The sequence below is a fragment of the Micromonospora sp. NPDC005161 genome, assembly GCF_053599855.1.
Genome location: NZ_JBSFYQ010000014.1, coordinates 109,738 through 122,146 on the forward strand (window position 1 = coordinate 109,738; position 12,409 = coordinate 122,146).

Here is a 12,409-nt window from a genome sequence, read left to right on the forward strand (position 1 = left end):
CCCACGGCTCGGTGGACGACCCGACGTCGTTCCCGAGGATGACGGCCCGCAGGTGGACGCGGTCGCCGTGGTGGGCCGATACCGTCTACCGGGTGACCGCTCTCCTGCTGTCCCGGCGGCTGCGGCCGGTTGATCTGTACACCGTGGATGCCCTGTTGGCCGTGGCGGTCGGCGGGCTGCTCTGCCCGTACGCGGCGCTGGAGTCGCCGCTGCACGGTGGCGTACGCGAGCCGCTCTGGGTATCCGTGCTCGTCGGGATGGCTCTCGGGCTGCCGTTGGCCGTCCGGCGACGGTGGCCGATCACAGTCGCCGTCGTGATCAGCGGCAGCACCACCGTGGCCCTGATCACCGGGGTGATCCCCAACTTCGCCGCCGCCGCACCGGCGTTCGCCATCGGCCTGTCCTTCTACACGGTGGCCATGTCGACGGCCACGCGCCGGTCGATCCTCTGCGCCGCCGGTTGTCTCGCTCTGGTGAGCGTCGCCCTGGTGCTGACCGCAGGTGACCTCTGGTCGCGGACCGGTGCGGTCGTCTACGCCGCCGTCATGATCGCGCCAGCCTGGCTGATCGGCTGGCTGATCCGGGAGCGCCGCGCCCTGGCCGCCCGCCAGGGCGAGCACCTGATCCGCCAGGCCGCCACCGAGGAGCGGCTGCGGGTGGCCCGGGAGCTGCACGACGTGGTGGCGCACACGTTGAGTCTCATCGTGGTGAAGGCGGCCGTCGCCAACCACGTCGCCGAGGCGGACCCGCGTGAGGCCGGGGCCGCGCTGCGGGTGATCGAGGAGACCGGCCGGAACGCGCTCACCGACGTCCGCCGGGTGCTCGGCGTGCTGCGCGAGGGCACCCTGTACGCCCCGACGCCCGGGGTGGACGAGTTGCCCGTCCTCGCCCGGCAGGCGGCGATCGGCGGCGTCGACGTTCAGCTCGACGTACGGCGGGAGGAACCGGAAGGCGTGGTGCCCGAGTCGGTGGGCCTCGCGGTGTATCGCATCGTGCAGGAGGCGGTGACCAACGTGGTGAAGCACGCGGCGCCGGCCACCTGCCGGGCAACAGTGACCGTCACGCCCAGGGAGGTGCGGGTGGAGGTGACCGACGACGGCCGGCGCCCCGTGTCGAACGCCGGGGAGGGGCACGGGCTGATCGGCATGCGGGAACGGGTGGCGTTGCACGGTGGGGAGTTCCACGCCGGACCACGCTCCGACGGCGGCTTCGCGGTGACGGCCAACCTGCCCTACCGGATGGCCGCGTGATCCGGGTGCTGATCGCCGACGACCAGGCGCTGCTGCGCGGCAGCTTCCGACTGCTGGTCGATCTGACTCCGGACTTCACCACTGTCGGCGAGGCGGGCACCGGCGTGGAGGCCGTCGCGTTGACCGCACAACACCGGCCGGATGTGGTGCTGATGGACGTACGGATGCCGGAGATGGACGGCATCGAGGCGACCCGGCGAATCTGCGTCGACCCGGCGACAGCCGGCACCCGGGTCATCATCCTGACGACGTTCGACCTGGACGAGTACGTCTACGGGGCGCTGCGCGCCGGAGCCAGCGGGTTCCTGCTCAAGGACACCCCGCCAGCGGACCTGCTGGCCGGGATCCGGGTGGTCGCCGCCGGCGAGGGGCTGCTCGCGCCGACGGTGACCCGCCGGCTGATCGACGAGTTCGCCCGCCGGCCGGAGCCGGCCCGTCCGCTGCCCCGACACCTTGACGGGGTGACCGATCGGGAACGGGAGGTGCTCGCGCTGATCGCCCGCGGTCTGTCCAACGCGGAGTTGGCCGCGCACCTCAGTCTCAGCCCGGCGACGGTCAAGACGCACGTCGGGCGGTTGCTGACGAAGCTGGCGGCGCGCGACCGGGCGCAACTGGTCATCGTCGCCTACGAAACGGGCCTGGTAGGTCCCGGCGGGTCGAGGCCGACCGACCTACGCTGAGCGGGTCGACCGCGCACCCGAGGAGAAGCCATGACCCGGTACGTCGCCCTGTTACGCGGGGTCAACGTCGGCTCCACCCGGCTCGCGATGGCCGACCTGCGCCGGCTCGTCACCGACCTCGGGCACGACGACGCCAGGACGTACCTGCAGAGCGGCAACGTGGTGTTCGGCAGCACCGTACGCGACGCCGAGAAGCTGGCCGGCGGGATCGAGCGGGCGCTCGCCGACGAGTTGGGTCTGAGCGTGCCGGTGCTGGTACGCAGCGCCCGGGAGCTGGCGGCGGTGGCCGGTGGCAACCCGTACGCCGAGCGGGAGGACGACCCGACGAGGCTGCTGGTGGCCTTCCTCGCCACCGCCGCGAAGCGGTCCACGGTGGACGCGCTGACCGTGCCCGGCGGCGAGAACGTGGCGTTCACGGTGACCGGCCGGGAGGTCTACCTGCACTTCCCCGACGGTGGCTACGGGCGGTCGAAGTTCACCAACGCCTACCTGGAGAAGAAGCTGGGCGTGGTGGCCACCACCCGGAACTGGAAGTCGGTGCGCGCCCTCGCCGAGCTGGCGGCCGGCTGACCCGGCGGGGGTCACGCAAGACCGCGACCCCCGCCCGGGCTGGTCAGAAGTGGTACGCGGTCTCGTACTCGGGCACCAGCACCCGGCTGCGCGGCGAGATCCGGCGCACCGCCGCGACCATGTCGTCCAGCCGAAGGCGGTCGGCGGGTGCGACGACCGGCGGGTTCTGCAGCTCGGTCTCGAAGTTGTCCCAGTGCACCGGCACCACGACCTTCGGATAGTCGAGCCCGGCCAGCAGCCGGGGCAGGTAGTCGCCGGTGGTGGTGGCGCTCTGCATGGCCACCATGGCCACGTCCGGCGCCAGGCCGGTGAGGTTGCGCTCGGCGACGTCGCTGGCCCCGGTGAAGTAGACCGACGGGCCGCCGTCGACCCGCAGCAGGTAGCCCAGGGTGTCCCCCTCCGGCAGGTCGGCGATGGTCGCGGGCTGCGCCGGCTGACTCACCCGCACCCCGGGAAAGGCCACCGAGTACGTCGCGTTGCGGCTGTGCAGGGAGCCGACCACCTCGACGCTGTGGTCGCCGAAGTCCAGCACCTCGCCGCCCTTCACCGCGCTGAGCTGCGTCGACGGCAGGCCGTAGGCCAAGCCCAGGTGGTACGCGGTCAGCGTGCCGAACACCCGCGCGCCGGTGCGCTTGGCGATGTACGGAACGTCCATGAAGTGGTCCCAGTGGGTGTGCGTGACCAGCACCGTCATGGCCCGGTCGACACGCGGGTCGATCACGTCGGTGCGCACGGTCAACGCCTTGGCCGGGTTGAACGGCCCGGTGAACAGCCCGGTGTCGATCCGGCTGAGGAACGGGTCGACCAGCACGGTCCGGTCGCCGATGTCGATGCGCCAGCCGGCCGTACCCCACCAGCGGAAGCTGACCGCGCCGCGGCGGCGGCTGGTCGGCGCGGGGGCGGCGGTCGGCGGCGCGGCCTGGGCCGGGGCGGAGGAGGTGGCGGCGAGGCCGCCGGCGGAGACCAGGGCGGTGGTGGCGGCGGCGTCGCGGAGGAAGCGGCGGCGGTCGAGACTGGGCATGACGGATCTACTCCCCGTGGTCGGGCGATTGGTTCGACAGGAGCCAATCAGCGCCACCGCGCCCAGGTCCAAGATCGAAGGCCGCCAGCTCCGATACGCCGCCGCATATCGGGCCTGCTCAGCGACGATGCGCCGATGCTCGGACGGCTGAAAATCAGTCGCCGCGCAGCGCCTCGACGGCCGTCCGGGCCGCATGCCCCATCGCCAGGTCCACGTCGATCCGGCGAGGGGTCAGCCGGTCGGCACGGGCGAAGACGGCAATGGCGTACCGGCCGCCGTCGGGGTACTCGGCGACCCCGGCTTCCAGGTGCAGGCCGGGCAGGGTGCCGGTCTTGCCGGACACCCGGACGCCGGGCGGGAAAGCGGCGGCCAGCCGGGTCCAGAAGATCTGCCGGGCCATCCAGGTACGGACCATCGCGCAGGCCTCCGGCGGCCCGGCCTCGTCCCGCCAGATCAGCGTGAGCAGTCGAGTGATCTCCCGGGCCGTGCTGGAGGTGGTGCGCGTCGGGTCGAAGACCCGCATGGCCCAGACCCGGTCCGCCGGCAGGGTGGGAAAGATCCGGGCGAACTCCGTTTCGTTCCGCGCGCCCACGTCGGCGAGCATCCCCTCGACCAGGTCGCGCGGGCCGCCGAGGACGCGGGTACGGGTCAACCCCAGCTCGGCGGCGAGCATCGGCAGCAGGTCCGGGCCGACCCGGCGCAGCAGCAGGTCGGCAGCGGTGTTGTCGCTGACCGACATGGCGAAGTACGCGAGGTCGCGCAGCGACACCTCGGCGTCGTCGGTGCAGCCGGCCAGCCCCCACCCGCCGAGCCGGTCGGCGGCGGTGACCAGGACCCGCTCGGTCGGGTCCAGCTGACCGGCATCCACCTGCCGGGCGAACTCCAACACCAGCAGGATCTTGAAGATCGAGGCGATCACCACCTGCTCGTCGGCCCGTACCCCGACCTCCCGACCACCGCCGGCCGGGCCGCCGTGGTGCTCGACGGTCAGGTCGACGGCGTCCAGGTCGACGGCGTGCAGGCTGGCCGTCACCCCGACCTCGGCGAAGATGGCCTCGATGCGCTCCCCCACGTTCACCCCGGCACGGTATCCAGCGGCGCCGGGCCGGCGCTGGCGTAGGGTCCGGGCGGTGGATCTGCTCCGGCACCTGCGGCACTTCGTGGTGGTCGCGCACGAGCTGCACTTCGGGCGGGCCGCGGAGCTGCTCGGGATGGCCCAGCCGCCGCTCAGCCAGTCGATCCAGCGGTTGGAGCGGGAGCTGACCGTCGAGCTGTTCGACCGGTCCCGCCGCCAGGTGCGCCTCACCACCGCCGGTGAGTTGCTGCTCGGCGAGGCGGAGGAACTGCTCGCCGGTGAGGGCCGGCTGCGCAACCTGATGGGGCAGGTCCGCGCGGGCGAGCTGGGCGTCCTTCGGGCCGGGGTGCCACCCGAGACGCCGGCGGTGACACTGCGCCTGCTGCTGGACGCGCTCACCGCCCGGGCGCCCGGCCTGGACGTGGAGCTGCACGAGCTGACCAGCAGCGAACAGGTGCGGATGCTCACCGAGCGGACCCTGGACGTGGGTCTGGTGCACCACCCGGTGGCGGCGGACGGGCTGCGCTTCGGCGCCCCCGTCGACGTACCGCTGGGGGTGCTGCTGCCGCGCACCTCGCCGCTGGCCCGCGGCCGGGAGGTGACGCTCGCCGCGGTGGCCGGCCTGGACCTGGTGGCCGCGCCCCGGGCCACCGCGCCGGGCTGGCACGACCACCTGCTGGACGTGTGCCGCCTGCACGGCTACCGGCCGGCCCGGGTCCGACCGGCGCGCAACCCGGAGTTCCTCTTCGGCCTGGTGCTGGCCGGTGGCGCGGTGGCCGTCGAGCCGGCGACGGTGGCCCGCCGGGAGCCCCGGATCGCCTGGCGGCCGATCGCCGGCGCGCCGCTGGCGAAGCGCACCTCGGCGGCCTGGCCGGACCGGTCGGCGCATCCGGCGGCACCCATGTTCGGGCAGCTCGCCGCCGAGGTGCTGGCTGGCGCCGAGCCGGCGCTGCCCGCGCCGGGCACCCCGCCGTCGGTACCCGCGGCGCGACCCTGGCCGGTGCTGTTCGACACCACGGGGTGAAAAAGCCACCGTTGCGCTCGTCACGCTGCGACGAACGGTGATTCGGCCTCCCGCGCGGGTAGGGATGACAGGTGGCACGGGTGGACGTGATTCCGCGCCCGGGTGCCCTGAACGAAGACGCGAAGGAGCCGCAGTGGCCAACACGATTCCCGACATCAGCCTGAACGACGGCACGACCATCCCGCAGCTCGGCTTCGGGGTGTTCCAGATCGAGCCGAAGGACACCGTCGCGGCGGTGACCAAGGCGCTGGAGGTGGGCTACCGGCACATCGACACCGCGGAGATGTACGGCAACGAGGCCGAGGTGGGCCAGGCGGTCCGCGAGTCCGGCCTCGACCGGAACGCGGTCTACATCACCAGCAAGCTGAACAACGCCTTCCACCGCCCTGACGACGCCCGCAGGGCTTTCGACTCGACGCTGGCGGCGCTGAAGATGGACTACATCGACCTGTTCCTGATCCACTGGCCGCTGCCGACCCTGTACGACGGCAACTACGTCTCCACCTGGAAGGTGCTGGAGGAGTTCCAGCGCGACGGCCGGGCCCGGTCGATCGGCGTGTCGAACTTCCAGGTGTCGCACCTGCAGCGGCTGGCCGCCGAGGCCGACGTGGTGCCTTCGGTGAACCAGGTCGAGGCGCACCCGTACTTCGGCAACGAGGAGGTTCGCGCCTACGGCCGCGAGCACAACATCCTCACCGAGGCGTGGTCGCCGATCGCGCAGGGCAAGGTGCTGGGCGACCCGACGGTGGCCGACATCGCCGAGCAGCTCGGCCGGACCCCGGCGCAGGTGGTGCTGCGCTGGCACGTGCAGCGCGGCGACATCATCTTCCCGAAGTCGACCACGCCGAAGCGGATCGAGGAGAACACCCGGATCTTCGACTTCGAGCTGGACGACGCGACGATGGAGCGGATCACCGGTCTGGACAAGGGTGAGGCGGGCCGGCAGGGCCCGAACCCGGACACCTTCGCGTACCTGCCGGCGTAACGCGACGGCCGGCGACGACGCCACTGGAAGGGGGGCCCGGTCGGGCCCCCCTTTTTCGCGTGAAAGGACCGCCCCCGGCGATGTCGCTCCGCCGTACCATCCTGCTTCCGCTGTCGTTGCTCCTGCTCGGCTCGGCGGCCTGCGCTCCGAGCCAGGCCGCCGAGGCCCCCCGCTGGTCCGCGCCGGCGGTGTCGGCCTCGCCGACCCCGCCGAAGCCCCGCCCGGCGCCGACCTCCACCGCCGAGGTCCGCAGCCGGGTGACGGGGGCGATGCTGGACCTGGACGCGAAGTTCAACCCGGAGACCGCCCAGTACACCGACGAGAACACCGACGCCTGGAAGCTGATCTCGTTGTGCAGGGCGAGCCTGCCGTCGGACATCAAACGCACCGCCTACCGGGAGCGGACCTGGGACGGCGAGAGCGTGTGGGTCCGGCAGTACGTGGTCGGCTACCTGAAGGTGCCCGGCCGCAAGCTCGCCGACGAGCTGCGGTCCGTCCTCTCGACGTGCAAGCAGTACGAGGTGCCCGACGACGGGCGCACGTCGATAATCCTGCGGCCCTCACCCCCGCCGGTGCCGAACGGCCCGGACGTGATCACCTTCTGCGAGCGGTTGAAGGGCAAGGCGACCCGGCACCAGTGCACGCTCCTCCTGGTGCGCGGCAACTTCGTCATGGAGGTGGACGCCTCGGCGAGCAACGGCGACCTGGCGGCCGGCACCGCGCTGATCGCGAAGATCGCGCCGCTCGCGGTGGCCGCCCTGGAGAAGATCGCGTGAACGCCGCCGAGGGGCGGGCGCCGCTGCTGTGGCGCCCGCCCCTCCCCCCGGCCGACGACCCCCCGGTCAGCCCCCTGGTCAGATGCGGCCCACCGAGTCCTGGTTCTGCAGCACCAGCCACCGGCCGTGCTGGTAGGTGTAGCTGACCCCGATCAGCAGCGGCACCCGGGTGCCGGTGGCCGGCACCGCGTAGACGGAGTCGAACAGCACGAAGCCGGTCTGGCAGCCCACCACGGTCTGCTTGGCCACGCTGAACGACTGCGTCCAGGAGTCGTCGGCGAAGAACCCGCGCAGCCAGTCCACGGTGGCCCGCTTGCCGTCGAGCACCTCGCCGTCGGAGGCGAAGACGGAGGTCACGTCGGGGTGCAGCAGGGCGGCGAAGCCGTCCAGGTCACGCCGGGCGGTGGTCTCCACGTACGCCCGGACGGCGCGGTCGAAGGCGCGCTCGCAGCCGCGGGCCGTCGCGTCGCCGGCTGTCGTGTCACCCGGACCGGGGGTGGCGGCCGACACCGCGGCGGGAGCCGCCGCCAGCAGGCCGGCGGTGAGCCCGAGCAGGGCGATCGTGCGGCCGAGCCGGCCGGCGGGGCGGGCAGAGGCAGGTGGGCGCATCGGGTTCTCCTCAGGACGAGTGGCTGTGCCGTCGCAGCCAACCCGGCCAGGCGATCCGCCCGGTAGTGATTCGAACAAGCTCGAATGCGGACCGCACATCGATGCCACCGCTTGTACGATCCGCGCTGTGATGGTCGCGCATCTGGACGGCCCGAGCCTCGCCCGGCTCCGGTTGGCGATCTCGCCGGCCTCGGAGGCGGCGTCCTGGCTGCGGGCCGCGCTGTCCCGGTTCGGGCATCCGGTGCACGGCGATCCCGGTCCGACCGCCCGCGCCGCACTGCGGCATCCCGACGTGGCCCTGGTCGCGGCGCTGGTGACGCCACCCGGCCGGCTCGGTTACACGCCGGACCTGCTCACGCCGAAGCCGCCGCTGGGCCCGCTCGACGCGACCTTCGACCAGCAGTTGGCGGCCATCGCGGCGACCCCGGCCGACGAGGTGGCGACGCAGGTGCACGAGCGGTTCCCGGCAGGCGGGATGCCGGCGCGGGTCCGCGCGGCGGTCGAGGACGGCACCCTCGCCCGGCGAGTCACCGACGGGCTGCGGCACTTCTGGCTGGCCGCGCTCGCCGAGCAGTGGCCGTCGGTGCGGGCCACGCTGGAGGCCGAGCTGGCGGTCCGGGCCACGGCCATGGCCACCGCCGGGGTGGGCAGCATGCTGAACAGCCTGCACCCGAAAGTCGGCTGGACCGGCAGGTCGCTGACCATCGACAGCTCGTACCGGATCACCACGGCGCTGACCGGCGCGGAGCTGGTGCTCGCGCCGTCGGCGCTGGCCTGGCCCCAGCTGTCCACCCAGCTCTGCGACGAGGGCAACGCGGTGCTGGTCTACCCGATCGGCGTCGGGCGGGCTGAGCAGCGCCGGGCGGGCGGGCTCGGTGACCTGGTCGGCGCGAGCCGGGCGGCGATCCTGGCCGACCTGGACGTACCCCGGTCCACCGGACAGCTCAGCGAGCGGCACCGGCTCGCACCGGCCACCGTCTCCTACCACCTGGGGGTGCTGCTGCGCTCCGGCCTGGTGGTCCGCGCGCGGGAACGGCACAGCGTGCTCTACCGGCGATCCGCCCACGGGGACGAGCTGGTCGGCTGCCGGCCGGGTCAGGGCGCGACGCGCTCGGCGAGCCGGCGGAACACCGCCTGGGTGGCCGAGCCCGGCTCGGGAACGTAGACGATCATCCGCTGGTCGGTCTCCGGCACGTGCAGCACCCGGCACTCGAACTCCAACGACCCCAGCTCGGGATGCGGCACCCGCTTCACGATGGGCCGGCGTTGCTCGACGTCGTGCTCGGCCCACAGCCGGGCGAACCGGGGCGAGGTGCCGAGCAGCTCAGTGACCAGCTCGCGGATCGCCGGGTCGGCCGGGTAACGGCCGTAGGCGGCCCGCAGGTCCGCCACGGTACTGCGGACGAAACAGATGGTCTCGGCGTCGGTCCAGTGGCTGTCGGTCGCCGGGCGCCGGAAGGTCCAGCGGATCATGTTGCGGTCCGCGTCCGGCACGGCGGCGAGATCCCCCACGAAGTACGTGGCCAGCCGGTTCCAGGCCAGCACCTGGTACGCGGCGTCGACGAGGTACGCCGGTGTCTCGGTCATCGCGTCGATCAGGTGCCGCAGCCCGGGTGGCACCACCCGGCTCGGCCCGCCGGCCGGCGGCGCGGTCTCCCCGGCGACCCGGAAGAGGTACTCGCGCTCGTCCCGACTGAGCAGCAGTGCCCGGGCCATCGCGGCGAGCACCTGCCGGGACGGGTGCGGGCCGCGGCCCTGCTCCAACCGGATGTAGTAGTCGATCGACATCCCGGCGAGCTGGGCCACCTCCTGCCGCCGCAGCCCGGGGGTGCGTCGGCGTTCGCCCTCGGGGAGCCCGACCTCGGCGGGGCGCAGCCGGGCGCGGCGGGTGCGCAGGAACGCCGCCAGTTCGTCACGACGCAGGTCGGTCATGCGTCAAGCGTGCCTCAGCCGGCGGCGGCGAGGGTGGTACCGCCGGTCCCAGCCTCGGCCGGTCTCTCCCGCCGGGCAGGCCGGACGGGCAGCGTCGAGGACATGACGACGAACATGATCGCCCTGATCACCGGGGCCAACAAGGGAATCGGCCTCGCCACCGCCCGGCAGCTCGGCAGCCTCGGAATGACCGTGCTGGTGGGCGCGCGGGACGCCGAGCGGGGCCGGGCAGCGGAGCGGGAGCTGCGCGACGGCGGCGCGGACGCCCGGTTCGTGCCGCTGGACGTCACCGACGCCGAGTCGGTGGCGACGGCCGCGAAGCTGGTCGAGCAGGAGTACGGACGGCTGGACGTGCTGGTCAACAACGCCGGCATCGTGCTCGGCGACGGCGCGCGGGCGCTGCCCAGCGACACGACCGTGGCGACGCTGCGCCGGGTGTACGAGACGAACGTGTTCGGGGTGGCGGCGGTGACCAACGCGCTGCTGCCGCTGCTGCGCCGGGCACCGGCGGCCCGGATCGTCAACGTCTCCAGCGAGGTCGGCTCGATCGCGGTGATGACCGACCCGGACGGCGCGCTGTTCGCGCTGACCTCGGTGCCGTACCCGTCGTCGAAGGCGGCGCTCAACATGCTCACCGCCATGTACGCCAAGGAACTGCGGGACACCCCGATCAAGGTAAACGCGGCGAACCCGGGCTACTGCGCCACCGACCTCAACGGCAACAGCGGCTTCCGCACCCCGGAGCAGGGCGCCGAGGTGAGCGTGCACCTGGCGACGCTGCCGGCGGACGGGCCAAGCGGGTTGCTCTGGGGCTTCCAGATGGACGCCGGCGGCGGGTACGGGGTGCTGCCCTGGTGAACGCTTGACCTGGAGTGCGCTCCAGCCGGCAGGGTGGCACGCGGGCGCCCACCGGTCGGGCGCACGAGAGGAGATCCCCCATGCGGTACCGAACGATCGGCACCGACCCGGCGACCCGGCGCGAGGTCAGCGTGCTCAGCCTCGGCGCGATGCTCTTCGGCAGCGCCACCGACGAGGCCACCTCCTACGCGATCCTCGACCGGTACGTCGAGGCCGGCGGCACCTTCATCGACACGTCGGACAACTACGCGTTCTGGATGGACGACGGGCAGGGCGGGCAGAGCGAGGAGCTGCTCGGCCGTTGGCGGCGCAGCCGGGGCGTCGACTCCGAGATCGTCATCGCCACCAAGCTGGGCGCCCGCCCGCTGACCCCGGGGACCAGCTACCTGGACAACGCCGAGGGCCTGTCCGCGAAGGTGATCCGCGAGTCTGCGGAGCGCAGCCGGGACCGGCTCGGCGTGGAGCGGCTGGACCTGCTCTACGCGCACATCGAGGACCGGACGGTGCCACTGGCGGAGACGGTGGAGGGCTTCGCCGAGCTGGTCGCCGAAGGGACGGTGGGTCTGCTGGGGGCGAGCAACCACCGGACGTGGCGGGTCGAGCGGGCCCGCGCGCTGGCCGCCGCAGCCGGCCTGCCGGGGTACGAGGTGCTCCAGTACCACCGCAGCTACCTGCCAAACCGCACCGACCTGGCCAGCGCGCTGGACCCGGACGGCGAGCCGGGCGGCGTCAGCGGCGACCTGCTCAGCTACCTGCGCGCCGAGCCCGAGCTGACCCTGGTGGCGTACTCGCCGCTGCTCAAGGGGGCCTTCACCCGGGCGGACAAGCCGCTCAGCGCCGCGTACGACCTGCCGAGCGCGCCGCGCCGGCTGGCCACGCTGCGCGAGGTGGCCGAGCAGACCGGCGCGACGCTCAACCAGGTGGTGCTCGCCTGGTTGCTGGGCGGCGACCTGCCGTCGATCCCGCTGGTGGGCGCCTCCTCGGTGGCTCAGCTGGACGAGAGCCTGGCCGCGGTGGACCTGGAGCTGACCGCCGAGCAGCGGCACCGCCTCGACACCACCTGGTGACCCGCGATGAACCGCCCCGCCGGCGTCAGCCCGCCGCCGGTGGGGCGGTCAGGTCGAGCTGCCAGTCGTTGGCCCGCATCATCTGCCCCGGCGGGTATTCGAAGCCCGTCTCGCCGAGCAGGGTGAAGCCGGCCTTGCGGCAGACCGCGTTCGAGGCGGGATTGTCGACCGAGGGGTACGCGTGCGCGTAGCGGCGGGTCCGCCGGGCGCGGGCCACCTCGACGACCGCGAGCACCGCGGCGGTCGCCAGCCCCTGCCCCCGGTACGCGGGCAGCACCGCCCAGCCCATCTCGTACACCGGCTGCTCGCGCCACTCCCGCGCCCAGTAGCCGACGCTGCCCGCCCGCGCGCCGTCCGGCAGCACCACGGTGAACATGCAGCCCTGGCCGCCCTCGGCGAAGTGCACGTAGCGGTCGTGCCGCGCGAGCACCTGCTCGTCGGTCTCCGGCCCCCCGGTGTGCTTGCGCGTGTCCGGTGAGTTGAGCTGACGCAGCAGGTCGAGGTCGCCCTCGTGCCACGGTTCGATACGTACCTGCGCCATCCCGCCCCCTGATCGTCGGGG

14 protein-coding genes are annotated in these 12,409 nt (G+C 73.2%); 9 read left to right on the forward strand and 5 right to left on the reverse strand.

Annotated features, from left to right (window positions below; translation table 11 throughout):
- Positions 1–92 precede the first annotated feature (92 nt).
- From ACWD5O_RS16225 to ACWD5O_RS16235, 3 genes are read left to right on the forward strand one after another with little or no spacing between them, the layout of a single operon-like run.
- Positions 93–1,250: a sensor histidine kinase gene (locus ACWD5O_RS16225; protein ID WP_450085781.1), complete on the forward strand. Its 1,158-nt coding sequence runs from the start codon at positions 93–95 to the stop codon at positions 1,248–1,250.
- The gene (locus ACWD5O_RS16230) at positions 1,247–1,930 is read left to right on the forward strand and encodes a response regulator (RefSeq protein WP_450085782.1); all 684 of its coding nucleotides are present in this window, start codon (positions 1,247–1,249) and stop codon (positions 1,928–1,930) included. Before ACWD5O_RS16225 ends, ACWD5O_RS16230 begins: the two co-directional genes overlap by 4 nt.
- Before the next feature lie 30 nt (positions 1,931–1,960).
- Positions 1,961–2,500, forward strand: a complete 540-nt coding sequence (locus ACWD5O_RS16235; protein WP_450085783.1) for a DUF1697 domain-containing protein — start codon at positions 1,961–1,963, stop codon at positions 2,498–2,500.
- Between the two features lie 43 nt (positions 2,501–2,543).
- Here the strand turns inward: ACWD5O_RS16235 and ACWD5O_RS16240 are convergent, their stop codons facing one another.
- Together ACWD5O_RS16240 and ACWD5O_RS16245 are read right to left on the reverse strand one after the other, a co-directional pair.
- Positions 2,544–3,521: an MBL fold metallo-hydrolase gene (locus ACWD5O_RS16240; protein ID WP_450085784.1), complete on the reverse strand. Its 978-nt coding sequence runs from the start codon at positions 3,519–3,521 to the stop codon at positions 2,544–2,546.
- A gap of 154 nt (positions 3,522–3,675) precedes the next feature.
- Complete coding sequence (locus ACWD5O_RS16245) at positions 3,676–4,599, reverse strand: serine hydrolase (RefSeq protein WP_450085785.1); 924 nt, start codon at positions 4,597–4,599, stop codon at positions 3,676–3,678.
- Positions 4,600–4,651: 52 nt separating this feature from the next.
- Here ACWD5O_RS16245 and ACWD5O_RS16250 point away from each other — a divergent pair, with 52 nt between their 5' ends.
- The 3 genes from ACWD5O_RS16250 to ACWD5O_RS16260 all read left to right on the forward strand — a co-directional run bounded on the left by ACWD5O_RS16250 (position 4,652) and on the right by ACWD5O_RS16260 (position 7,381).
- A complete protein-coding gene (locus ACWD5O_RS16250) occupies positions 4,652–5,620 on the forward strand; it encodes a LysR family transcriptional regulator (RefSeq protein WP_450085786.1) in 969 nt (322 codons plus the stop codon).
- 133 nt (positions 5,621–5,753) lie between these two features.
- Positions 5,754–6,605, forward strand: a complete 852-nt coding sequence (locus ACWD5O_RS16255) for an aldo/keto reductase (RefSeq protein ID WP_450085787.1) — start codon at positions 5,754–5,756, stop codon at positions 6,603–6,605.
- An 80-nt stretch (positions 6,606–6,685) separates the two neighbouring features.
- On the forward strand, positions 6,686–7,381 hold the full coding sequence (locus ACWD5O_RS16260) for a hypothetical protein (protein ID WP_450085788.1): 696 nt from the start codon (positions 6,686–6,688) through the stop codon (positions 7,379–7,381).
- Positions 7,382–7,459: 78 nt separating this feature from the next.
- Here the strand turns inward: ACWD5O_RS16260 and ACWD5O_RS16265 are convergent, their stop codons facing one another.
- Positions 7,460–7,990 carry a nuclear transport factor 2 family protein gene (locus ACWD5O_RS16265; protein WP_450085789.1) on the reverse strand — a complete coding sequence of 177 codons (531 nt, stop codon included), beginning with the start codon at positions 7,988–7,990 and terminating at the stop codon, positions 7,460–7,462.
- A 130-nt stretch (positions 7,991–8,120) separates the two neighbouring features.
- On the opposite strand from ACWD5O_RS16265, the gene ACWD5O_RS16270 reads away from it, so the two are divergent.
- A complete protein-coding gene (locus ACWD5O_RS16270) occupies positions 8,121–9,155 on the forward strand; it encodes a winged helix-turn-helix domain-containing protein (RefSeq protein WP_450085830.1) in 1,035 nt (344 codons plus the stop codon).
- On the opposite strand, the gene ACWD5O_RS16275 is transcribed toward ACWD5O_RS16270, so the two are convergent.
- Positions 9,086–9,922 (reverse strand): helix-turn-helix transcriptional regulator, encoded by an 837-nt coding sequence (locus ACWD5O_RS16275; protein WP_387329626.1) that lies wholly within the window; start codon positions 9,920–9,922, stop codon positions 9,086–9,088. The genes ACWD5O_RS16270 and ACWD5O_RS16275 overlap by 70 nt on opposite strands.
- A gap of 102 nt (positions 9,923–10,024) precedes the next feature.
- Between ACWD5O_RS16275 and ACWD5O_RS16280 the strand changes: the two genes are divergently transcribed.
- Together ACWD5O_RS16280 and ACWD5O_RS16285 are read left to right on the forward strand one after the other, a co-directional pair.
- Positions 10,025–10,780 carry an SDR family oxidoreductase gene (locus ACWD5O_RS16280; RefSeq protein ID WP_450085790.1) on the forward strand — a complete coding sequence of 252 codons (756 nt, stop codon included), beginning with the start codon at positions 10,025–10,027 and terminating at the stop codon, positions 10,778–10,780.
- An 80-nt stretch (positions 10,781–10,860) separates the two neighbouring features.
- Positions 10,861–11,847 (forward strand): aldo/keto reductase, encoded by a 987-nt coding sequence (locus ACWD5O_RS16285; protein WP_450085791.1) that lies wholly within the window; start codon positions 10,861–10,863, stop codon positions 11,845–11,847.
- Positions 11,848–11,872: 25 nt separating this feature from the next.
- Here ACWD5O_RS16285 and ACWD5O_RS16290 read toward each other — a convergent pair whose 3' ends face one another.
- Positions 11,873–12,388 carry a GNAT family N-acetyltransferase gene (locus ACWD5O_RS16290; protein WP_450085792.1) on the reverse strand — a complete coding sequence of 172 codons (516 nt, stop codon included), beginning with the start codon at positions 12,386–12,388 and terminating at the stop codon, positions 11,873–11,875.
- Positions 12,389–12,409 lie beyond the last annotated feature (21 nt).

What these genes read in the sequence shown, in the direction of transcription:
- ACWD5O_RS16235 (WP_450085783.1), top strand. Translation starts at nt 1,961, where the DNA reads ATGACCCGGTACGTCGCCCTGTTACGCGGGGTCAACGTCGGCTCCACC.
- ACWD5O_RS16240 (WP_450085784.1), bottom strand. Translation starts at nt 3,521, where the DNA reads ATGCCCAGTCTCGACCGCCGCCGCTTCCTCCGCGACGCCGCCGCCACC.
- ACWD5O_RS16260 (WP_450085788.1), top strand. Translation starts at nt 6,686, where the DNA reads ATGTCGCTCCGCCGTACCATCCTGCTTCCGCTGTCGTTGCTCCTGCTC.
- ACWD5O_RS16265 (WP_450085789.1), bottom strand. Translation starts at nt 7,990, where the DNA reads ATGCGCCCACCTGCCTCTGCCCGCCCCGCCGGCCGGCTCGGCCGCACG.
- ACWD5O_RS16270 (WP_450085830.1), top strand. Translation starts at nt 8,121, where the DNA reads ATGGTCGCGCATCTGGACGGCCCGAGCCTCGCCCGGCTCCGGTTGGCG.
- ACWD5O_RS16275 (WP_387329626.1), bottom strand. Translation starts at nt 9,922, where the DNA reads ATGACCGACCTGCGTCGTGACGAACTGGCGGCGTTCCTGCGCACCCGC.
- ACWD5O_RS16280 (WP_450085790.1), top strand. Translation starts at nt 10,025, where the DNA reads ATGACGACGAACATGATCGCCCTGATCACCGGGGCCAACAAGGGAATC.
- ACWD5O_RS16285 (WP_450085791.1), top strand. Translation starts at nt 10,861, where the DNA reads ATGCGGTACCGAACGATCGGCACCGACCCGGCGACCCGGCGCGAGGTC.
- ACWD5O_RS16290 (WP_450085792.1), bottom strand. Translation starts at nt 12,388, where the DNA reads ATGGCGCAGGTACGTATCGAACCGTGGCACGAGGGCGACCTCGACCTG.